Origin of the sequence: Filifactor alocis ATCC 35896, assembly GCF_000163895.2 — a bacterium.
Lineage (GTDB): Bacteria > Bacillota > Clostridia > Peptostreptococcales > Filifactoraceae > Filifactor > Filifactor alocis.
The window spans coordinates 1,246,659-1,267,370 of record NC_016630.1; the positions used below are offsets into that span (position 1 = coordinate 1,246,659).

The 20,712-nt window shown below is 37.9% G+C and carries 23 protein-coding genes; 1 reads left to right on the top strand and 22 read right to left on the bottom strand.

What is annotated here, in order from left to right:
- Positions 1-6 precede the first annotated feature (6 nt).
- The 5 genes from HMPREF0389_RS05475 to HMPREF0389_RS05495 all read right to left on the bottom strand — a co-directional run bounded on the left by HMPREF0389_RS05475 (position 7) and on the right by HMPREF0389_RS05495 (position 3,209).
- Entirely contained in the window at positions 7-429 is a 423-nt protein-coding gene (locus HMPREF0389_RS05475) for an ATP-binding cassette domain-containing protein (protein WP_000458708.1), read from the bottom strand.
- A gap of 163 nt (positions 430-592) precedes the next feature.
- A complete protein-coding gene (locus HMPREF0389_RS05480; RefSeq protein WP_001291569.1) occupies positions 593-1,810 on the bottom strand; it encodes a tyrosine-type recombinase/integrase in 1,218 nt (405 codons plus the stop codon).
- Positions 1,811-1,891: 81 nt separating this feature from the next.
- Entirely contained in the window at positions 1,892-2,095 is a 204-nt protein-coding gene (locus HMPREF0389_RS05485; RefSeq protein WP_000814510.1) for an excisionase, read from the bottom strand.
- Between the two features lie 461 nt (positions 2,096-2,556).
- Positions 2,557-2,787, bottom strand: a complete 231-nt coding sequence (locus HMPREF0389_RS05490; protein ID WP_001224508.1) for a helix-turn-helix domain-containing protein — start codon at positions 2,785-2,787, stop codon at positions 2,557-2,559.
- The gene (locus HMPREF0389_RS05495) at positions 2,784-3,209 is read right to left on the bottom strand and encodes a sigma-70 family RNA polymerase sigma factor (protein WP_000804877.1); all 426 of its coding nucleotides are present in this window, start codon (positions 3,207-3,209) and stop codon (positions 2,784-2,786) included. Before HMPREF0389_RS05495 ends, HMPREF0389_RS05490 begins: the two co-directional genes overlap by 4 nt.
- Positions 3,210-3,719: 510 nt before the next feature.
- Here HMPREF0389_RS05495 and HMPREF0389_RS05500 point away from each other — a divergent pair.
- A complete protein-coding gene (locus tag HMPREF0389_RS05500) occupies positions 3,720-4,073 on the top strand; it encodes a helix-turn-helix domain-containing protein (protein ID WP_014262665.1) in 354 nt (117 codons plus the stop codon).
- Positions 4,074-4,129: 56 nt separating this feature from the next.
- On the opposite strand, the gene HMPREF0389_RS08920 is transcribed toward HMPREF0389_RS05500, so the two are convergent.
- The 17 genes from HMPREF0389_RS08920 to HMPREF0389_RS05580 form a co-directional block, all read right to left on the bottom strand.
- Entirely contained in the window at positions 4,130-4,324 is a 195-nt protein-coding gene (locus tag HMPREF0389_RS08920; RefSeq protein ID WP_094398252.1) for a cysteine-rich KTR domain-containing protein, read from the bottom strand.
- 90 nt (positions 4,325-4,414) lie between these two features.
- Complete coding sequence (gene tet(M) / locus HMPREF0389_RS05505) at positions 4,415-6,334, bottom strand: tetracycline resistance ribosomal protection protein Tet(M) (RefSeq protein ID WP_014262666.1); 1,920 nt, start codon at positions 6,332-6,334, stop codon at positions 4,415-4,417.
- Between the two features lie 15 nt (positions 6,335-6,349).
- Positions 6,350-6,451, bottom strand: coding sequence for a tetracycline resistance determinant leader peptide (locus tag HMPREF0389_RS09235; RefSeq protein ID WP_207719977.1), 102 nt, complete (start codon positions 6,449-6,451; stop codon positions 6,350-6,352).
- A gap of 259 nt (positions 6,452-6,710) precedes the next feature.
- Entirely contained in the window at positions 6,711-7,625 is a 915-nt protein-coding gene (locus HMPREF0389_RS05510; protein WP_014262667.1) for a conjugal transfer protein, read from the bottom strand.
- Positions 7,626-7,639: 14 nt separating this feature from the next.
- A complete protein-coding gene (locus tag HMPREF0389_RS05515) occupies positions 7,640-8,641 on the bottom strand; it encodes a bifunctional lytic transglycosylase/C40 family peptidase (protein WP_014262668.1) in 1,002 nt (333 codons plus the stop codon).
- Positions 8,638-10,749 carry a CD3337/EF1877 family mobilome membrane protein gene (locus HMPREF0389_RS05520; protein WP_225915793.1) on the bottom strand — a complete coding sequence of 704 codons (2,112 nt, stop codon included), beginning with the start codon at positions 10,747-10,749 and terminating at the stop codon, positions 8,638-8,640. Before HMPREF0389_RS05520 ends, HMPREF0389_RS05515 begins: the two co-directional genes overlap by 4 nt.
- 68 nt (positions 10,750-10,817) lie before the next feature.
- Positions 10,818-13,265 carry a conjugal transfer ATPase TcpF gene (gene tcpF, locus HMPREF0389_RS05525; protein ID WP_002368314.1) on the bottom strand — a complete coding sequence of 816 codons (2,448 nt, stop codon included), beginning with the start codon at positions 13,263-13,265 and terminating at the stop codon, positions 10,818-10,820.
- Positions 13,249-13,641 (bottom strand): conjugal transfer protein, encoded by a 393-nt coding sequence (locus tag HMPREF0389_RS05530; RefSeq protein ID WP_025186755.1) that lies wholly within the window; start codon positions 13,639-13,641, stop codon positions 13,249-13,251. The genes tcpF and HMPREF0389_RS05530 overlap by 17 nt, the downstream gene beginning before the upstream one ends.
- Before the next feature lie 13 nt (positions 13,642-13,654).
- Entirely contained in the window at positions 13,655-14,152 is a 498-nt protein-coding gene (locus tag HMPREF0389_RS05535) for an antirestriction protein ArdA (protein WP_002368312.1), read from the bottom strand.
- A 116-nt stretch (positions 14,153-14,268) separates the two neighbouring features.
- Positions 14,269-14,490: a hypothetical protein gene (locus HMPREF0389_RS05540; protein ID WP_001009056.1), complete on the bottom strand. Its 222-nt coding sequence runs from the start codon at positions 14,488-14,490 to the stop codon at positions 14,269-14,271.
- A 42-nt stretch (positions 14,491-14,532) separates the two neighbouring features.
- A complete protein-coding gene (mobT, locus tag HMPREF0389_RS05545; protein ID WP_002368311.1) occupies positions 14,533-15,723 on the bottom strand; it encodes a MobT family relaxase in 1,191 nt (396 codons plus the stop codon).
- 190 nt (positions 15,724-15,913) lie between these two features.
- Positions 15,914-17,308, bottom strand: coding sequence for an FtsK/SpoIIIE domain-containing protein (locus HMPREF0389_RS05555; RefSeq protein ID WP_002368310.1), 1,395 nt, complete (start codon positions 17,306-17,308; stop codon positions 15,914-15,916).
- Between the two features lie 39 nt (positions 17,309-17,347).
- Positions 17,348-17,734 carry a YdcP family protein gene (locus HMPREF0389_RS05560; RefSeq protein WP_000985040.1) on the bottom strand — a complete coding sequence of 129 codons (387 nt, stop codon included), beginning with the start codon at positions 17,732-17,734 and terminating at the stop codon, positions 17,348-17,350.
- 15 nt (positions 17,735-17,749) lie between these two features.
- A complete protein-coding gene (locus HMPREF0389_RS05565) occupies positions 17,750-18,064 on the bottom strand; it encodes a YdcP family protein (RefSeq protein WP_000420681.1) in 315 nt (104 codons plus the stop codon).
- A 328-nt stretch (positions 18,065-18,392) separates the two neighbouring features.
- Positions 18,393-19,391, bottom strand: coding sequence for an ABC transporter ATP-binding protein (locus tag HMPREF0389_RS05570; protein ID WP_001860234.1), 999 nt, complete (start codon positions 19,389-19,391; stop codon positions 18,393-18,395).
- Entirely contained in the window at positions 19,388-20,116 is a 729-nt protein-coding gene (locus tag HMPREF0389_RS05575) for an energy-coupling factor transporter transmembrane component T (RefSeq protein ID WP_000431741.1), read from the bottom strand. Before HMPREF0389_RS05575 ends, HMPREF0389_RS05570 begins: the two co-directional genes overlap by 4 nt.
- Positions 20,116-20,706: an MptD family putative ECF transporter S component gene (locus HMPREF0389_RS05580; protein WP_014262669.1), complete on the bottom strand. Its 591-nt coding sequence runs from the start codon at positions 20,704-20,706 to the stop codon at positions 20,116-20,118. Before HMPREF0389_RS05580 ends, HMPREF0389_RS05575 begins: the two co-directional genes overlap by 1 nt.
- Positions 20,707-20,712 lie beyond the last annotated feature (6 nt).

Here is a 20,712-nt window from a genome sequence, read left to right on the forward strand (position 1 = left end):
GCATTTTCATAAATACGTGAAATCAATCACTTTATCACAAACTGACTCTAAAAACTCAACATCATGGGATATTATTAAAATCAACTTATCTTCTTCCTTTACTTTCTTTATGTTTTTAGCTACTATTTTCATATTTCTATAGTCCAATCCACTGGTTGGTTCATCGAAAAATAGAATTTTCTTGTCGGATAGTAAAGCGGATAAGATAATTACTCTCTGTTTTTGTCCTCCTGACAAGGTGTGAGGATTCCTATCACTGATATTTTTCAACTCCATATCTTTTAGCCAAGTATCTAAAACATAATCATCTTTAATATTTGATGTTAATACTATTTCATCTTTAACGCTGTCTGTGAATAACTGATAGTTCACTTCCTGCATAATAAGCAGGCTCTCATTTAGCCTACTTTTTATATTTAAACAAAACATAGATTTCTAATTATCCTTTTAAATCTCATTAAATGCTCGCAAATCCTTATTCTAAAGGGCTTCGAGCATTTTTACTGTTGGAAGATACTTCACGTTTCCTTATATATTTCCTCATGAATTGACTGTCAGAAGTGGTAAATTAGTAGTAAATTCATCTGTACTACTAAGCAACAAGACGTTCCTGCTGTTTCTTTTTTTCCAAGCGGTTCATCTCTGCCATAGCAGAATCGAATGTAGCATGTGCGTAATAGTTCAGCGTCATGTTTATATTCGCATGCCCCATAATGTACTGCAATGCTTTTGGGTTCATTCCTGCATTTGCATAGTTAGTGCAGAACGTATGACGCAAAATGTGTGGAGTGATATGGGGTAGCTTATCCTCATGATATTTATTGTATTTCTTGACAAGGTTTTTCAACATACCATTGTAATCACTTGCCACTTTAGGATAGTCTTTCCCATTGAGAAAAAGGAAATTACTATAACCATCAATCACAACACATTTACGGTTCTTCCGATTCGCCAGCACTCGCTGAAACGCTTGATAGGCTTCTTCAACCATAGGAACTTGTCGTTCGCCACTTTTAGTCTTGGGAGTTTCAATGTAGTATCCATTTTCAGTATCTCGTAGTAACTGATGGTCTACCTTGACAAGACGATTTTCAAAATCCAAATCTGGAAGTGTCAGACCGCCAAACTCTGAAATACGAAGACCCGTTTTTAAGAGTATCAGGATTTCATCATAATTCTTGCTGTAGGTCTTATCAGCTTTCGCAAAGGATAACAGCTTTTCTTCCTGCTCCGTTGTCAATGCGACTTTAGGAACAGTATCATCATCAATGACGGTATTTAGCTGGAAGTCAAAGGGATTCTTCCGAACACAATCGTCTTCAATCGCAATATAGAATGAAGCCCTTAAAGAACGCTTATAGTTATTGATGGTTTGATAAGCATATCCATCTTCACTCATTCTAATCGCCCATTCTTTAGCGTCAGACGGTTTAATGCTGTCTATGCTCCTTGCACCTAACTTGTCCTTTGTCAAAATATCCATCAGATATTTCCGTCCAGTTTGCGTGCCTTTCTTCACATTGGGTCTTTGAGCATTCTGCTTTGCGTAAAGCTGACAAAGTGTCATTTTCTTTCCTACAACATCAATGCCATCATGAATGTCTTTCAGTAGCTCCGCAACTTTTTCCCGAAGAGGAACACAATCACGCTTTCCTGCTGGTACTCTGTCTGTAGCCACCAGTTTCCATGAGTAGATAAATTGCGGTTCTCCAAATGAATCTACATATTTATATAAGTATCTTCCGTCTTTTCGTTGGCTCTCCCCAGTCTTTAAAATGCGACCTTTATTGTCACGTCTTTTCTCTGACATGGCTTTCGCTCCTTTCCAAAATGGAAAGAGCCTTGATACGACTTAATGCTATTTTATCATATCCAAGACCCTTTGGCGACGCTAGATTGCGTCCAATTTATCAATAATTTTTTCAAACTGTTTTCGCTTTATCTGAATACGATTGCCATTCATAATCAGCCAATCAGCATTTTTATTTTCATCTGCCAAACGACGGAGCTTATTTTCGCCAATACGGAAATACTTAGACGCTTCTTCAATGGTCAGGGTATAACGCTCCCAGATAGGAATATCTGTCTGCTTCATAAAATCCTCCTTTCCCAATCACACGTTAGATTTCATAAAAGTAGTTTTACAAGCAATCGAACAGCTTTAGCAAAGCTCACGGGAGTTCCACCCTTGCACGGTTCTCGTCCAACTGTACTCATTGCCTGCGACGCTTTTAACGCTCGGACTATGACGATACAGGAGTATCATTATTACGATAAGAATGTCTTCGCTGGCAATCCTGCTAAAGATTACTTCTCGGATCACTGACATGAATCGCTCGCTATCTTTACAGGGCAGGTCATGGCGGTCAGCTCCGTTGGCTCTTTTCTTATCGAAATGTATTCGACTGCTGTTATTCAGTTTTCAAAGAACAGATGGCTTGTCAGCCTATCAAAACATACTGAAAGACAATATGCTTTGATGGAATAACAAACCTCCCCAATCGGGAAGTATGGAAAGCTCGTCCGCACTTCCACGAAAAGAGAGATAAATCGGTGCTACTCAATCTCAAATGACAGGATTTTTGTAATCAACCTGGTTTCCATTCGTCCACGTAAGACCTCATCAACGACCATACTTTGATTGCCATATTCATCTTTCATCAACCGTAGAGAGCGTTTAGCAATGTACCCTCTGTAATAATGTAGAATCTGGTTAATCGCTTCTGTATCGCCATCACAAGCCTTTACAATCAATGGGAATGGAATTCTGGAATATTCTTTTCTCATTCTTCGTTTTCCTCCTCCATAAACTTCTTGATTAAGGCTAGTCCGCTCATTCTATGCCGATAGACAGTAGAGCGGTTCAATTTCAGTAAATCCGCTATTTCTGAATCGCTCATGTCCATAAAATAGAACAGCAGTAGGATTTCACGCTTCTTGTCTGGCAATTCTTTTAGTGCTTCACTCAATAAATCATTTTCGATACCAACCGAAACATCAGTGAGCGTAAAAATTTGAAAATCAGATGAATAGCTGTCTGTCGTCGCAAATTGGTTGACGAGATATTCGCCAATATCCGAAAAGGACACTTCACGCTTTGCCAGCCTTGAAAGATAAAGGAAATAATTCTTCCGCTCATCGTCCATAGCTCGCATACAGATAAAATCAAACTGATGTTCAATTCTCTCTTGAAAAGAAGATGGTTTCATGTTTCTCACCCCCTTTCTTTTGAAAGGAAGTGAGCTTTGCTCTTTTATCTCCTTTCACTCTTACTCCCAATGTGAAAGGGGGATTTGTTGCATTAAGAATTGAAAAAACTTTAAAAATTATCCATAGATACAAAAAAAGCACATAGACAGATTGATTTATCTGTTTATATGCTTTAATTGTTCTTGCTATATGATGTATAAAACCACATCGATAGACGTATTTATCTATTGCTGGTGGATAACTTTTTTTGATAAGAACCCAGTAACAGGAATAAGATTGTATGTAATATATCTCATGGCAACTTCGACCTCCAACGAACCGCCATTTGAAAGTGAGAATTACGTTTTTACAGCACAAATAGCACTACCAAACAACGGCTTTTTTTTATTGGAGTTGAGTAGTGCTTGTATTAATATATAAACCTTAGGAACTCACAAACTATATAACACGTTTTTCTATACCTGTTTCAAATTTAATAGGAACAGTAAAATGTATAGAGGTGGTCTATTATGCGTAAAAAAGAAGATAAATTTGATTTTAGAGCCTTTGGTTTAGCAATCAAAGAAGCTCGAATGAAACGAGGTTTGACTCGTGAACAAGTGGGAGCATTAATTGAAATTGACCCACGCTATTTAACTAATATTGAAAATAAGGGGCAACACCCTAGCATACAAGTTCTTTATGACCTTGTATCATTACTTGATGTGTCCGTTGATGAATTCTTCTTACCTCGTAATGATCTGGCGAAAAGCACCAGAAGATTACAGGTAGAAAAACTACTGGATAGCTTTACTGATAAGGAACTATCGTTAATTGAAGTCCTAGCCAATGGTATCAGCGAAGCGAGAAACCTCAAAGACTAATTTAAAACCTATACATAACAGAAAGAGTCGATAAGATGAGATTTTGATTTCTCAAATTATCGGCTCTGCGTCTTTGCGTCTGGCTCTGTAATCACAGTTACTTTGAACTGCTTTATTTCAATTAAATTTTCCTGTCTACATTTAGGACAATAGAGAGGAAAGTTCTTCAATTCAGTATCTTCCCTTATTTTCAAACGTGTTTTATTTCCACAGATGGGACACAGTACCCACTCACAGTTTATAATAATTATCTCCTCCTTTACATTTAATTTAAATCTGTATTAAAGAATATTTCATCTCGTTTAACAAGAAGCCACATTTATATAACAATATAAAATGTGTTAAGTTATTTTATTGAACATATATCGTACTTTATCTATCCGACTATTTGGACGACGGGGCTGACAAACAGATTCACCAGTAGTAACATAGTACCCTTTTAACTCTGTTAAACAAACGCTACGTCCATTTGTAAAGAAAGTTAAATCATTACGATATTCTTGAGTACACCGAGCAGGGATTTCTCCACTAAGAATGACCTCATTATTTTTCAGTTGAGTGTCTACGATGTTCGCACAATATTTAGGAGCATCGTTATATGCTCGTGAAAGATATTCTTGTGGTGCATAAATTTTAAAACTAAGATATGGTTCTAACAATTCTGTTCCAGCTTTTTTAAAAACTTGTTCCAATACAATAGGAGCAAGCATCCGAAAATCTGCTGGGGTACTAACAGGGCTATAGTATAAGCCATACTTAAAACAGATTTTACAGTCCGTCACATTCCAACCATACAATCCTTGTTCACAGCCATAGCGTATCCCTTCCATAACTGCATTTTGAAACGATTGATTTAAGTATCCAAGAGAAACCGAGCTCTCATACTGTACTCCGCTCCCTAATGGAAGCGGTTCTACAGAAAGACCAATGGAAGCCCAGAAAGGATTCGGTGGCACTTCGATGTGAATGGTATACTCTGCTTTTTTTAACGGCCTTTCCATATAAATGACTGTAGGCTCTTTTATTTTTATCTCCACATGATACTTTTCTTGCAATAGAGCACAAGTCACTTCCATTTGTACTTTCCCTAAGAAAGAAAGTATGATTTCATGTGTCGTAGAATCCACATAATATCGTAGAAGCGGGTCACTGTCGGAGATTTCTAAAAGTGCATCAAGTAACATTTCCCTTTGTTGAGGTTTGCTCGGTTCAACAGTTGTTTGCAGCAGAGGGAGCGGATTTTCAATTCTCTCTCTCTGTGGCAATAGCTTTGTATCTCCAAGAACACTATTTAACTTCAAAAACTCATTTTGCAAAATAACAATTTCCCCGGAATAAGCCTTATCAATTTTACATAATTCACCATTTATTGAAGTATACATTTCTGTAATTTTTATTTTTTCCTTTTCCGATATTCTAACCGAATCCCGCAAATGCAGGACACCGCCATAAAGGCGTACATATGCAAGACGTTGTCTTTCTTCCGAATATTCAATTTTGAAGACATTTCCGCAAAGTTCAGACTTCTTTCTGTATGTTGATGAATAAAATTTATTTGTTATCACTTCTATAAGCTGCTCAATCCCTATATTGCTTTTTGCACTTCCGTGATAAACAGGGTACAAGGAGCAATTCTGAAATCTTCTGATTTCCTCTTGTTCGAGTTCTAATATCTCCAATGATTTCCCAAGTATATATTTCTCCAAAAGGTAATCATTTCCTTCTATTACCGTATCCCATTGTTCAGATTCCGTACAGCTCATCACACACATATTAGGGTGCAGTTCTACTTTCTGTTTGATTATAATTTCCATAGAAAGTTTCTCTTTAATATCTTGATAAACCGTTGATAAATCAATCCCATTTTGGTCAATCTTATTGATAAAAAAGATTGTGGGAATACCCATTTTATTTAGTGCATGAAATAATATCCGAGTTTGTGCTTGTACTCCATCTCTCGCAGAAATTAGTAGGATTGCCCCATCTAAAACTGATAACGAGCGATATACTTCTGCTAAAAAATCCATATGTCCTGGAGTATCTATGATGTTTACCTTAATATCTTTCCACTGAAAAGAGGTTACTGCTGTCTGAATTGTAATTCCTCGCTGACGTTCTAAAAATGTAGTATCCGTTCTTGTTGTGCCTCTATCCACGCTTCCTGACTCCGCAATCGCTCCACTAGTATATAGTAAGCTTTCTGTCAAAGTAGTTTTTCCTGCGTCAACATGAGCTAAAACACCTATATTAATAATTTTCATGTGATTTTCCTCCATTCAAAAGCCAAAAAGGCATAAAAAATCCCAGTGACAGATACTCTTATCACTGGGAAATAAATGCACAATCATAAGCATACAGATATTTTCTGTATACTTCATAATCACATGATAAAAGTATTCTTAAACTGGGCACAAAAAACTAACCCCTCCTAAAAAGGGACATCTAATTATTTGTTCCCACTATCAAATTGACAGTTTATTTAAGAATACCTTGCCGCATATTTATTAACTCCTTTTATATACTTACATTAACATTAGCACATAAGAGTACATTTGTAAAGATATATCCGATTTTTTGTCAAAGGAGAACGTGGTTACAAAATAGCAGTTACAAATAGCTATAACCATGTACTAAAAGTTATTTTATAATCTTCCAGTTATTTCCTACCTTTTCTAGCACCAAATCAAATTGAGATACTTGCGTTGCTTTGGTCTGCTGGTCGAGATACTTTACTGCCAGTGATACCGTGACTTGATTATCCTTGCGATTATAAATAGGATTTACCAATTCTTGAAAGACATAATCTTTTCTGATCGGCTTCAAAATCCCATCATTCACGTAGTAAGAAAGTTCTTTTACGGTTGCGGTCGGGTAGAATTTAAAGAACGTTGTTAGAAACTCATTGATTTCATTGGTTGTGGTGGAATCAACCATGCCATCACTTTCTTTTATCTTTGGTGTATAATCTGATTTTTCTGGAACGCTGGTAATCGTCGGATTTTTAATAAGAACCATATTTCCATCACTGTCAACATAGACTGTCAATTCATAAGCAGAATGGACGGTCTTTATATTTTCCCCCTCTGTAATCAACTGGTCTACACTATAAGTCACATCAAACTGGTTTTCGCCATCCGCTTTTACCGTCCATATCTGAACCCCTCTTACAGAAGACGATACAGGAATATCTTTACGAACCGTATCGATATTGAGAGCTTGAAGTTCCTCTGTCAGATAGGCTTTGAGGTTTTCCATTCGATTATCAATAGATTTGTCGTTTAATTCCCATGAGTAGTAAACTTTCGCAAAGTTCTCTACAAAATTTTCTACATGATGAGTATCAACGTATTCCTTTTCTATGATAGTTGTTTCGTGAACGGTATGGGTATCAATAGCTGTAAAGTGCTTAAATATCGCAAAGCTAAAACTAAGCCCTAAAAGCACCCATAAGGCAATTACAACCTTTTTACGAGGATTGACTTTGTAGATACGAGGTTTCTTTTCCTTTGGTATCTGTTTTTCTTTATTCTGATTTTTTCTGAATTTCATCATTGAATCTTCCTTTCTCATTGTTTGATTCGTCCTGCTCTTACTAAATGCTGTTGCCAGTAGGAGCTTGTTAAGTAGGCATAGCCGATAGGGTCTCCTGCGTGAAACATTCGATTATCGCCAAGGTATATGCCAACATGAGTAATATAAGAACCAGCGTTATAGGTAGAATGAAAGAAAACTAAATCGCCGGCTTTTGCTTCGGATAGTGGGATATGTTGGGTCACATCATATTGTTGTTGTGCGGTTCGTGGTAATTTAATCCCAGCTTTGCCATACGTCCATTGTGTCAGTCCGCTACAATCAAATGAAGTAGTCGGGGAAGCTCCGCCATAGACATACTTCCAACCCTCATATTTCAGTGCTTCGTTCATGATGGCTTGTACCGTATTATCATTAAATTGAGTTGTGACAAGATACTGCGTAACAAGCTGAACATAAAACATATTGCCATAGTTATATCGCCAGCCCCCATTGATGGGTATGGCTATTGGATTGGGATAGGACACTTTTTCGCCATCTGAATATTCCTTAGAGAAACTTTGAGCCAGTTCAAAGGTATATTTGTTTCCACGATTAGCCACATACCCTAAGAAGCCACCGCCATAATTGTAGGACTGGATAACCGATTCCAAATCCACACCGAGCCTATCTCTACTGGCTAATAATTCACTGAAATACTTCACACCTTGCTTGATGGATTCTTCTGTACTCAATGAATTGGGTGGTAGACCAAGGGATTCCGAGGACTGCATAACATCTTCGGCAGTACCGCCCGATTCCACCTGTATAATAGCAAGCAGTACATTGACGTATTCTTCAATGCCATATTCTCTAGCGTATTTTTCTACCATAGGCTTATGAGCCAGCACTTCTGCGGAAACATTCACACCGCCATAGTGAATGTTTGAAAAACCGCCATCTTGTTCATCTGAAAATAAAATGGCAACAAACAGAAGTAGTGAGAAGACCATCAAGAATAGCCCAGAACCACCAATCACTAAAGCTTTCAGTTTCATGGTTTCTTACTGCCTTTCTTGATAGTGGCGGATTTTATTGGTGGTCTATTTCTAAGGTTTTGACTTTGAACTCTTTGAACAGTAGACGGACGCTCTTTTGTGACTGGACGTTGTGAAGCTCTGTCTGCTGGTGTAGTTGAAGTTGCTGGCTTTTGAACTGTTCTTTCTTGTGTAGTACGGTTTTGACGTTCCGCTTTTAAACTTGAAGAATCGGACTTAACTGCTGGACGCTCCTGTTTGGCTTGTTGAGATTCCATGCGTAAAGCCTGAACAGAAGATTGTTTTGCGGTCTGTCCATCATGAGATTGTTCTTGCTTAGTAGCTGGTCTTTCATGAACGGAAGAAGCTGGCTGTTTTTTCTGTTTGACCTGTTCCATTTCAGAGCGACGCTCTGCAATGGTTTTGCGTCTTTGTTCCTGCTGTTCCTTGCGTCCGCTGGCTCTGTCTGCTCTGGTTTGAGAAATACTGGAAGTTAGGTCACGAACATTTTCTTTTGCTTTGGATTTTCCTTGATACACTGCATATCTTGCATTGGTCGGAATATCCTTAACCTGTTCTTTGAGATTACCAGCAGAATCAACGATTTTATCTTTGGTATCAGCAACTGCTCCGATTGTTTGTCCGATACGTTTTCCAAGTGTTGATTTTTCCTGTCCGTCTGGACGGGTGTGATCTGCTTGTGTCCTACCAGAACTACCCGACTGTCCTTGTTTTCCTGTAGCACTGGCAATGGCAGAGCCAGCACCTAAAGCTGTCATGGAGCGTCCAAGTTTACGCTGTAGGCGGTGCATATGAGCGTGCATAAGCATACGAGGTTTTCTCATCACACGACTTCCCACACTTTGAGAATCGTTGCTTTGAAGCGAAAACATACTCATTAAATCGCCCAGTTTGAAGTAGATTCCTGCAAAGGTCACAATCTGTAGAAAGGCAATCAAAAAGAACGGATAACCAGCCGATAAGGTATAGAGCATGGTTGAAATACTAAAGGCTGTCGTAATAATCAGCGTGATTCCAGCTCGTGTCAAAATGGTATTAAAGAGTTTAGTAATGGCTCGTTTCGACATACCATCAAAAGATGGAATCATACTTAAAATAAAGCTCACAGGCAGAAACATAGCATAGATGATAAAAAGCACCTGCGAGAAAATCATGATTCCTGTTAGTAGGAATACGAATATAGAAATCCCGATATTGAATACAAAGAGAAAGAAGACTGTACCCAAGCGGTTAATAGTTTTTGTAATCGTCATGTTCACATTGTTTCTGTCTTCGATTTCTTCTGCTACAATTTTTTCTCTGTCTTCTCCATTATTACTGTCTGGACTGGTTGAAAGTAGACTTTCCACACGGTCAGCACCAATACTTTCAATGTCTGAACTGTTGTATTGAAGCAGTAGCCACGGTTGTTGAACCTGTATGGAAAATAGGCTGTCACGTATCAAGTCCACACTGTCCTTGCCTTGACTATCGGAATGGGGCATGACAATTTTTGTGCCAAGTGATAAGCTGGCTTGACTGATGTCTGATGAAAAATCATTGATTTTTTTAATGTAGTCGGGAGCGTAGGCAATAAAGGAAGCTGATAGGATAAATACCATGACAAAGTTCACAATGGCATGAATCGCTTTTGTAGTTTCTCTTTTTATCAGTCCTGTATAGGCAACATAAACCCCAAGAACCAAAATCAAGAGTAAGAGGAATCCAACATAGAATCCCTCTGTTGATAGTCCGCTAGGCGTAACTCCTGCAAGGGTCTGCATATTCTTGCCAATGGAATCTGCTGTAGCAGAAATGAAGTCAAGGGAATAGGCTTCTTGAACTAAGTAGCCAGTCGCATTGGAAACATAAAGACTGATTGTCCAAATAAAATTGGTAATGGCATATAAGCCATACATGACTTGTTTTCCAATTCCGTCCGACCAGTTCCACGGTAGCCAGCCCCAGCTATTATCAACATAAAAATCCAGTTGATAGTTTTCAAGTGGGTATCGGCTGTACTCATTTGCCACATTGATTGTATCATCTACCAAGCCCGCAGCTTGAACCACTGTTCCCATCATGGCTAAAAGAAAAATGGCAATCACAAGTGTGAAAGCCACTGTCATTGCCACTTTACCTAGACGCTTCAGCGTCCAGTTTGATTTTATTCTGTTTAATATTGATGGTTTCACATTTACACCTCTTTTCGCACAGGCGGTCTGGTATCAAAGGCATGGAGCAGTTCTTCAAATACAGGGTGGAACTGTATCACACCGACACGACCATATAAATCACTGATAAGGCACTGTCCATTTTCCAAATCACGCAATCGCTTCTGATTATTTTCGTCCTCTGGGTCAACGCCGAAAAAGGCAAGGGTCTTTTTAATCTCGTTAAGGTCAGTAGAGCGGAACGCAAATTTCAAACCAAGATTATTTTTCAGCTTTTCATCTAAAAGGTCATCTGTATTCTGGGTCACGAAATATACCCCAGCGTTCATAGCACGTCCAGCACGAACCAGTTTCATAGACAGTGTTTTACCTTGTGCCACCTGTAAGAAGCTCCACGCTTCGTCTAAGTCAACAATTTTAAAAATGCTTCTGTCTGTATGGATAAAGTCTAACGCAAAGGTACTAATGACAATCAGCATTGCCACCGATAGTAACTCCATTGTGGTATATTCCTCAAAGGAGGTTTCTTTATCGGGAAGTACCAAGTCGGCAACCTGTATGATGTTCAGTTGTTTTTCAAGACTGATAGACTGCTCCACATATCCATCACTAAAGAGCAGATGTGCAAAGTCATAGTCTGTAAAACTTTCGATATGGTCGGCTATGCTGGTGCTTATTTGAGTTCCCTCAACCCGTAATTCCTCAATCACTTTCAGAAGACCTCGCACTTCACTATTAGTTACAGCACGAATGGCTTTTCGTAGAACAGGGAAACGGTCAGAATCTCGTGATGAAATCCCCGTAAGGAACGTCAAAATGTCGATTGCCAGTGATTCAGAATCTTTGGGATTTTTCATAATCACGTAAGGGTCAAGTAAGCCTTTATTTTTCTCATCAGAAGTCAGATTGACAATATTAATTTCGTGAGCGATTTCTGGCAAGGTTTCTTTCCATCTGCCACGTTCCGCTTTCGGGTCAACAATCACTGCTTGTGCCCCATAAAGCACTGCATAATAGACGATAAGGTTATTCGCAAAGGATTTTCCACCGCCTAGCGAACCTACAAAGGCAGACGCTAATGCATTGGTTACTGAACCCTTAACCCCTTGACTGGCAAGAGCAGGTTTGAGGTAGACATTGCGTCCTGTATCTAAGCTATAGCCAACATAAATACCCTCATTTTCGCCAAGCATTTGAGTAGCACCGAAACCAAGTCCAGCTAAGAAATCAGAGGTTACATACTGAATATAGTCATTCATATAACGCTTGCTTGATGGTAAAAATTCTTCATGTAAGCCCAGCATATCTCCAAATGGTCGTACCAACTTGACACTTAAATCGTCATAAAAATCTTTCACTTCATTACAACGACGTTTCAATTCGTCCAAGTCATTTGCGGAAACACGCACCACATAAGAGAGCTTATACATGGATTCCTTGCTTTGGTCTAAATTATTTTCCAGCTCATTGACACTTTCCAGAGCTTCCGCCACATTAGAGCTGGTTTCGTTATCACTTTGCCATGCGTGGTTATCTAGGTCTTTTAGTTCTTTCTTTTTATTACGAACGGTGCTTAGTGCTTTACGGTTTGCCACGATTTCCACATTCATAGAAGTATCAATCGGGAATGTAAATTGCTGTTGCTGGTAGTAGAAGATTTCAGAGGACGGAAAGTCCAATTCGCCGACAATGCTGTTGATGGTAAAGTACGCCACATAGACGGTTTCGTCTTCCTGTTGAATTTTTAGGTATCGCTGTTTTTCTTCCACCAGACAACGGGTCGGTTTAATAAGGTCATAATATTTAATCAGCGTTTCATTATCCAGCTTCTTCTTTGATAGATGGTACTCATAATCTTCATAAGCTGTACCTGTCTGTCCATAAAGATGTTCAATCAGATAGCCGAAGTCGTCCTTATCCAGTCTACGGATTTTGAAACGACGAGAGATTTTATTTTCCAAGAGCTTTTCCATCTTCTGAAAACGCAGGATTTCATCATTACTCATGCTGACAAAATCGCCCATTAGCTTATGGTTCACATCATAGACAAAATCAGACAAAGCATTTTTGGCTTCAACGGTAAGACTTTTCATAGAAAACTCTTGATCGTTGAGAAGCAACTTAAAGCCGATAAAGAAGCGGTAGTCCACTTGATTTTCGCCAATCATGGATATTAAAGCGTCTGTCTGTTGGTCGATTTTGTCATAGGCAATTACTTTGAGTTTGCCAGTTACTTCCTCTTTGGAACGTTCTTGTGCAGAACGTATGCTGGATTCTGTACTGATTTGTAGAGCATGAATCTTGCCATCACGATTTTGTGCGATAAGCTGTCTGAAAGAATCATGCACTTGTATTTTCTGTTCTGGACTTAGGAATGAGTAATTGTAAGGAATAAGCTCATAATAGGCGTAACATTCGCCATCTTTATTCCAGACCAGATTATTTTCAATGTATTTAATTGGATATGCCATAAAATTCACTCCTAACTGTCGTAATGGCTTCTTGTGGCTGGTTTCTGCCAAGGGTTACTTTTTTCCCTGCATAGGTCAGCTTTGGTCGCAGTGCATAAGCAATGACAGACTTCAAAAATCCATAAGGCTTTTTACCATCAAAGGTTTTTGTAGACATAAACCATGTGAAAGCCACAGGAATTCCAAAATATTTGAGAAATGCTCCCTCAATCATGGAAAGAGGTGGCAAGTTGCCAAGTATCATAACCGCAAACAGTGACACGACAAACCACGTCATTTGCGTAAAGGTTATGGGAAACGGAAGTCTAAAATCGTTGATGGAGTACAGCACTTTCTCAACAGACCAAATACTGGTATAGCTTCGTATTTTCTTCATAGAATCAATCCTTTCAATAGACGATTTCAAAAATCCCATAATTGGTTGTGATAAAAGTTCCCGAAATTTCTAAATCACGACCATAGGATTCGTAATCAATATAGTTTTGAAGACTGGTTGGCACTTCGCCCAATACTCCAGTTTCTTCAATGTAGTAACGTGCGACATCTGCCATATCATCACAATCCGAGTGAATGATAATATCCTCTTGATGTTCGCTTAGTTCCTCAATACTTGAAAAATGAGTGAGCAGAGCAGATAGCTCGGATTGTAGTTCCTCTGGCAACTCCGATACCATTTCCCATAGGCGATTGAGTTCGCCAATAGAAGTGTATTCGTCAACCGTAAAGGGTAACTCATAATCGTGAATGGCGTATTCCTCGTATTCATCATTCAAGCCGATTTTCTCTTTGACTTCTTCAAAATCAATGGGAAAGGTAAACCAAGCACCGACTAATTCTCCTTCATTGTATTTACCTAAGTTGGCAATATAGACTTGCATATCGTCCATGTGTTCACGTCCTTTCTTTGTAGAGATTCAAAAATCCCTACCGCACTTCGTTTGGTGTACCATTCTTTTGCGGAACATAAGAAAACCACTTATATTCCACAAAATAACGGTTTAATTTAAGCACCGATAATGCGATTAAATAGCTCTAATAAAATGTCTTTTACTCCAGCAGCGTTGAACACCAAGCCCACCGCAATAATCGCAATGATGAGAAAGCCAATCAGTTTACTAAACTCACGCTTGAAGCCAAGATACAAGCCAATTACAACGATTGCTAAAAGTACCAGTGATTGAGCATTTGATAGAAACCAGTTATAAAGGTTTTGTCCAAAATTCATAAAAATGTTCTCCTTTCTGTATGCAGTGAATTTGTATTTAAGTTATTTTTTTGTCGTTATCACGTCCTGTTCTTTTACCGACTGTTGCTTTAAAATCTGCTTGTGTCGGTCTGTCAGTTTCGCATGGTCGAGAATGTCTTTCACAACCTGCGTCTGGTTAATTTCATCAAGTGTAATAGCAACCTTTAAGGTCGGGGCGACTTGATGAGATAGCCAGTTTAGTGTCCTTTGGAAAGAGTAAGGCTCTGGTTTTGTGGTTAGCTTTAATCGTTCACGATTGTTTCCAATAAACCATGCCCATTCTTCATTGAGTTTCCAATCGGAACGTGCTTTTGAATCGTCCTTATCCACAAAGCGGATATACCGATTGATAATCTTAAAAGCTGTATGCTCTGGATTATCATAGACAAGTAAATCACGTACTGCATAATAGGCACGCTCATTTTTTAGTCGGATTTCAAAACGGTTTTTAACCTCTGCGTCTTCAATGGGAATATCATTTTTCTTGTACTGCTCATAGTCCTTTTCATAGATACAGAAATAGACTTCGCTTTGTAATGAACCGATATAAAGCGTGTTTCCCATACATTCCTTTTCATCTTTGCGTACCAGTTCGCCACTGCGATAGCTCTTGAAACTGCGGAACACCGAAATACACTCTTCCTGTAGGCATTTTTCCGTCAGTGTGGGAATATTCAAAATCCCTGTTTTATCGTTGATGGCAAGGTCAAGGCGTTTCATCACGCCACCAGCCACCAAAGCGTCCATAAAGAACTCATACCAGCTTCTTTGTTGTGCTAGAAGATAGCTTTCAAATTGTCTGCACCCACGACCTTTTAATTCCACCAGAACACCTTTGTCTATCTCATGAGAGCAGAGAACGAATATATCGCCTAAGGCATAATGTTCTGAATAAGAATAAAAGCCATAGTCTTCATGAAGAAAATAGGAAAGTTTCAATTGCAATATTTCTTCAACCACATGCTGTACGTCCATTGTGGGAAAGCGAATCCTTACATAGTCAAAGAGCATTTCAAGTGGGGCATCGGGATTGAAGCGTTCCAGAGTTTCCCAAAGGGATTGTTGCAACTCGTCTGATGGCTTAACCTTGCCAGTTTCAATGTCGCTAAGATATTGCCTTGTAATGCCTGTAGCAATAGCCAGTCGGTTTTGAGATAGCCCATAAGCCAACCGTTTTTCCTTTAAATGCTGTATCAAAGTTTGTTCATTCAGTTAAATCCCTCCAATTAAAAAAGGTATGTCAACTATTGAAGCTCATTTGACATACCACGAAATTTTCTAAACTCCTTGTAACCAAAGAATTTTCTGCTATTTTTTTGACTGTTTCCTGTCGATTTGTACCCCCCTGTTAGATACGGGGGGTTAGGTGCTGGCGTGGCTATCGCCACACCAGCCAGCAAGATCAGTCCACACCTGCGACTTTCGCTTCGCACGTCGCCTGCGTGGACTGTCTGCTGTTGGTTAGTTTTTTTATTTCCTCCAAAAAGTCATGACCTTTTGGTACTAAGGGAGTGTAAAATTCTGATATGACACTTGTTCCCACATCAACATAGCCACGACCTTTGATTTGTTTTAAGAAGAAATCTTTTTGTACATCACTGCCAAACATCATGCCATAGCCCATTTCAGACATTCTTCCAAGTGCCACTCTGAAATTAAACTGGTCACGGATTCCGTCGCCTAAATATTTTGCGTCTGGACGTTGACAAGCCAGTATTAAAAAGAAGCCAGCTTGACGACCTAACATGACAATCTGTTTGAGCTTGTTTAAGACTGCGGTATTTTCTTTATTTCCCAGCATTTCCATGAAAGCCACGTATTCATCAAAGATAAGAAAGTTTGCAGGAAGTCCTAAGTAGGCATAGTTCTCGCCAGTCTTATAGTTTTCCATCTCTTTCATAGCTTCACTTCGTGCCATCATTTCATCATAGAAACGGTCAATGCAGGAGAGCATATCTTCTTTTCTGTAGTAGACATTCCCCATCACAGAGCCTAAGTCGGCAAGGTCGGCGTTCTTTGGGTCAAGAATATAGAGCTTAGAATCTGTATAAAGCAAGGCTTCAATCAGTGTCAGTATAAAGTAAGTTTTACCGCCACCTGTACCACCAGCTATGAGCATGTGAGGGAGCTTGTCATATTCCCACCATACGTTTTCCATCAAGCGTAGTTTGCCATCTTTGGCTTGGACTTCATCAATAGAAATACGACTGGCGATGGTGTCATAGAGCAGGGTATATTCCACATAAGAATCTTTTAACTCTTTATCCGTCAGCTCACAGTACAATCCGCTTTCTAATTTCTTTTCCAAGTGTAGGAGCTGGTCTTGATATTTTCCTAGCGTGATTTCCACTCGCATCTGTATTAAACCATCTTTAAGGCGATAAAATATTTTGGGAAAGTAGGTTATCTTTTCCTTAGTACGACTGGACGAATCTTTGAAGAAGCCATCTGTTTTGACCTGTTCCGATTCATACCACTTGTTTTCAAGTACCATCTTAGCCAGCTTTTGACGGTGGTACAGTTGTTTTACTGTATCATATCTATATCTTTTGAATAGAAATGCCACCAGCAAGCAGACAAGAATTGCGACACTAACACTAATAACTAAATAGGGAATGTGAATCTTGTCTACTTGTGATAGGTTAAAGTCCTGCCAGTTAATCTGCTGGATTGTCTTCACATGAAACAGTCCGATAACCAGCAGGAAAATTGGCAGTAAGGACGCTACTGTAAAATGAAAGACTAAATCCTTGTCACTTGGGCGAATCCTTTTACCACGAATGCCAAACTGTTTCATGCGGGATTTCCTCCTTTCTCTCTAGTGGAAGTAGCATGACTATTTATCCGTGGCTGGCTCTTTTTTAGGTTGTGGCTGATTTTTAAAGGTACTGGAATCTTTCGTCAATACAATATCGTCTGCCTTGATATACCAGTCAACATCTGCCCCTCGGAAGGTAGCGGTAGCGACGGTATCTGCAACTGGATTGATGATTTCCACTTTTGCGTTATAGTCAAACTCTTTCAAAGGAACACTGGCAGGAATACTCACTTGAATCATACGTCCTTGCCCTTTGGATTTTAAATCATAGGTACGTTCTTTGATTTCATCTGAAACCGTACCGTCGTCATTTTGGATTCGTACTTCACGACGGAGTGCTGAAAACTTTAATTCTCCAAATGTAGCGTCTTTATCTAATACAATGCCATTAGGTAATCTCATCATTTTTCCTCTCTTTCTTTATTCTTTTATCATGTCGTCCGCATGTAAAAGGTAATTTGTGAATCCACGAGTACCAATTTTATAGCCCTCTGCGGTAATACGTGGATTGACTAACATTACACGTTCCTCAAAGCCGAAATGTTTTTCTCCAGCTTCAGCAGGAAGCACCACCACAATATCATCTGCTCTTTGAACGTCAGAATAGAGGTTGTAGCTTCGAGATAAGACAGTTAATTGTCCGTTGATTCTTCGCTGTTCTACTTTATCCTCGCCAGCAAATTCTAAATTGCCAAATGTTTTTTCCATGTTGGGAATCACAAATTTAAGTTCCATATTTTTACCTATCCTTTCTTTTTATTGTTTGATAAATCTTGTTTGTTTGATGGTCTTAAAGGGAGGGGAGCGACCTTTTGATTCTTGATTTTCTGTTTTCATAAGTTCACTTCCTTTCAAATATTGGGTAAAAAAATAGACACCTCATTTTTTGAAGTGTCTACCTATTAAATATTCAATTTTATTGGAAGTATCTTTGTATCTTCACTTTTCAAGGATAAATCGTCGTATCAAAGCTCATTCATAAGTAGTAAATTAGTAGTAAATTGAGTGGTTTTGACCTTGATAAAGTGTGATAAGTCCAGTGTTTATGCGGATAATTAGATTTTTATACTGTTTTTAGTTGTAAATTCTCATCATCTTTTAAAATTTTACCTTTATTTTCTTTGTATAAGCCACATATGATTTTTGCTAATGTAGACTTCCCAATTCCATTTTCTCCAACAATCCCAATAATATTCCCATAGCAAAATTTAAGATCCTCAATGGACAAAATTATTTTGGTATTTCTTTTGAATATCAGATTTTTTAACTCTAATAAAGTCCCTTTATTTGAAGTTTCAAAATCATCAAATCTTTCAATAGCTTTATAATCAGAATGTCTAAGTCCTGTTCTCGTTCGTTCATCTTCACTTAGATTTTCAATTTCGTCCATACTATATTCTCTGATGATTTTTCCATCCTCTAAGTATATTGCTCTATCAGCAATGTCTTTTAAATACCACAACCTGTGTTCTGCAATAATAATAGTTTTTCCTAAAGATTTAAGCTTTTTTATTGTAAGCGATAGTTCTTTCATTGACTTTATGTCTAAGCTTGAAGATGGTTCATCAAGAATAAATATCTCAGGGTTTAATGCGTAAATGCTTGCTATAGCAATCTTCTGCTTTTCTCCTCCAGAAAGATTGAATATATTTTTATTCATCAAGTTTTCAAGATGAAGCTCTTTTTCAACTTCTTCAATCCTTTTGTTAATTACTTCTCTTTCTATGCCGTAATTTTCTAAACCAAAAGCAATTTCATCTGTTGTATTTGTTGTATAAAATTGTGTTTTGGGATTTTGAAAAACCGAGCCTACATTCTTAGATAATTTATAAATTGGGGTGGTAAATGTATTCATACCATTGACCATAACACTGCCAGAAATGTCTCCATCATAAAACTCAGGTATTATACCATTCATAAGCTTTAATAGAGTAGACTTTCCACAACCACTCCTACCACATAGAAGAATGCATTCTCCTTTTTTTACAATCAAATTAATGTCTTTTAATGAGTAATTAGCTCCTCCCTTGTATTTAAAGCTTAATTCTCTAATTTCAATCATAAGTCCCACCCCGAGATTTTCATAAATACAACGATTAATATAATTAAAATCATAGAAAGTAAAACACAAATATCCTTTCTCCTAAATTTAATAAGATATCTACTTGTTTTGTTAACAGGAGCATCAAGTCCCCTTATAATGGCTGATTGAGAGAGCTCATCCCCAATTTCTATCACACTTACGAATAAGGGCACAAAAAAATATTCCATTATTAATGTTGGTTTCCTTATTAAATTTATTAAGTTAAAATTAATTCCTCGAGTTTTCATCGCCATATTTATATGACTCCATTCGTCTTTAATAGTAGGCAAACATCTAAATATTACAGAAATCATTATGAGCGAGTCTTTTGAAAGTTTTAATTTTTGTAAAGTTGCCACTGCACTGGAAACAGATGTGGAATTTAAAATCCATTTGCCCACGATAATACATGGCAGAAATTTTCTTCCAATTGCTAAGATAAATAAAATTAAATTCGAAAGAAAATTCATATTAAAATAGGCTAAAGATTTTTCCAATACTACACTTATTACAAAAAATAAAATATACTTTATAGCGGATTTTTTATAACCATCGCTAATAATGATGACAAGAAAAAATAATGTAATAAGACTTTGATAGATCCAATCAAACCCTAAAAAAATTAAAATATTCGCACCTATAAGCAAGATAAGTTTTGTTCTGAGGTCATATTTTGACCCCAGAACAAACTTTGAATTTTCCATTATAAAACTCCTGCTGATTCCAGCTTTTTATTTAGTATTTTCTTTGTAAAATAAGAACCAATCAAAGAGAATATAAATGTTCCAATAATCATAACTGGTAGCATCCATATTGGTGTCCATGCTCTTACTGTATTACAAAAGTTTTGATCTAAGCCACCTTTTATAACACTTTCAAAAAATGCTTCTCTCATAAGCCAAATTGGTAAGAATCCTCCAAATAAGTTTAGAGAAAAAAACATATGACTAATTGTATTTTTCTTAAAGTCTGTATAATTTCCACCTCTTGCTATTAACATAGCAATTATTCCGGCAGGCACTGCCACTAATGGTGCAATTGGAATATGACCAGTTACAACTAATAAAATACTTGGTAAGATAGCTGCGATTACAATAGCGGTGGCTGACTTTGTTTTTGCAAGAAGCATATGATAGGTTGGTGCAGCAAGTAGTGCTACAAGCATAGGCATTAGTAAAAATAAAACAGGGACAGGCATAGATATTGCCCCAATTACTAAATATGTTACAAAGTAAAGTGCAATTAAAACACCAGCTGTAACTGCATTTTTTGATGATTTCTTTTGTGTTTTCATAAATTT

What these genes read in the sequence shown, in the direction of transcription:
- HMPREF0389_RS05475 (WP_000458708.1), bottom strand. Translation starts at nt 429, where the DNA reads ATGTTTTGTTTAAATATAAAAAGTAGGCTAAATGAGAGCCTGCTTATT.
- HMPREF0389_RS05480 (WP_001291569.1), bottom strand. Translation starts at nt 1,810, where the DNA reads ATGTCAGAGAAAAGACGTGACAATAAAGGTCGCATTTTAAAGACTGGG.
- HMPREF0389_RS05485 (WP_000814510.1), bottom strand. Translation starts at nt 2,095, where the DNA reads ATGAAGCAGACAGATATTCCTATCTGGGAGCGTTATACCCTGACCATT.
- HMPREF0389_RS05490 (WP_001224508.1), bottom strand. Translation starts at nt 2,787, where the DNA reads ATGAGAAAAGAATATTCCAGAATTCCATTCCCATTGATTGTAAAGGCT.
- HMPREF0389_RS05495 (WP_000804877.1), bottom strand. Translation starts at nt 3,209, where the DNA reads ATGAAACCATCTTCTTTTCAAGAGAGAATTGAACATCAGTTTGATTTT.
- HMPREF0389_RS05500 (WP_014262665.1), top strand. Translation starts at nt 3,720, where the DNA reads ATGCGTAAAAAAGAAGATAAATTTGATTTTAGAGCCTTTGGTTTAGCA.
- HMPREF0389_RS09235 (WP_207719977.1), bottom strand. Translation starts at nt 6,451, where the DNA reads ATGAAGTATACAGAAAATATCTGTATGCTTATGATTGTGCATTTATTT.
- HMPREF0389_RS05510 (WP_014262667.1), bottom strand. Translation starts at nt 7,625, where the DNA reads ATGATGAAATTCAGAAAAAATCAGAATAAAGAAAAACAGATACCAAAG.
- HMPREF0389_RS05515 (WP_014262668.1), bottom strand. Translation starts at nt 8,641, where the DNA reads ATGAAACTGAAAGCTTTAGTGATTGGTGGTTCTGGGCTATTCTTGATG.
- HMPREF0389_RS05520 (WP_225915793.1), bottom strand. Translation starts at nt 10,749, where the DNA reads ATGACAGTGGCTTTCACACTTGTGATTGCCATTTTTCTTTTAGCCATG.
- tcpF (WP_002368314.1), bottom strand. Translation starts at nt 13,265, where the DNA reads ATGGCATATCCAATTAAATACATTGAAAATAATCTGGTCTGGAATAAA.
- HMPREF0389_RS05530 (WP_025186755.1), bottom strand. Translation starts at nt 13,641, where the DNA reads ATGAAGAAAATACGAAGCTATACCAGTATTTGGTCTGTTGAGAAAGTG.
- HMPREF0389_RS05535 (WP_002368312.1), bottom strand. Translation starts at nt 14,152, where the DNA reads ATGGACGATATGCAAGTCTATATTGCCAACTTAGGTAAATACAATGAA.
- HMPREF0389_RS05540 (WP_001009056.1), bottom strand. Translation starts at nt 14,490, where the DNA reads ATGAATTTTGGACAAAACCTTTATAACTGGTTTCTATCAAATGCTCAA.
- HMPREF0389_RS05555 (WP_002368310.1), bottom strand. Translation starts at nt 17,308, where the DNA reads ATGAAACAGTTTGGCATTCGTGGTAAAAGGATTCGCCCAAGTGACAAG.
- HMPREF0389_RS05560 (WP_000985040.1), bottom strand. Translation starts at nt 17,734, where the DNA reads ATGATGAGATTACCTAATGGCATTGTATTAGATAAAGACGCTACATTT.
- HMPREF0389_RS05565 (WP_000420681.1), bottom strand. Translation starts at nt 18,064, where the DNA reads ATGGAACTTAAATTTGTGATTCCCAACATGGAAAAAACATTTGGCAAT.
- HMPREF0389_RS05570 (WP_001860234.1), bottom strand. Translation starts at nt 19,391, where the DNA reads ATGATTGAAATTAGAGAATTAAGCTTTAAATACAAGGGAGGAGCTAAT.
- HMPREF0389_RS05575 (WP_000431741.1), bottom strand. Translation starts at nt 20,116, where the DNA reads ATGGAAAATTCAAAGTTTGTTCTGGGGTCAAAATATGACCTCAGAACA.
- HMPREF0389_RS05580 (WP_014262669.1), bottom strand. Translation starts at nt 20,706, where the DNA reads ATGAAAACACAAAAGAAATCATCAAAAAATGCAGTTACAGCTGGTGTT.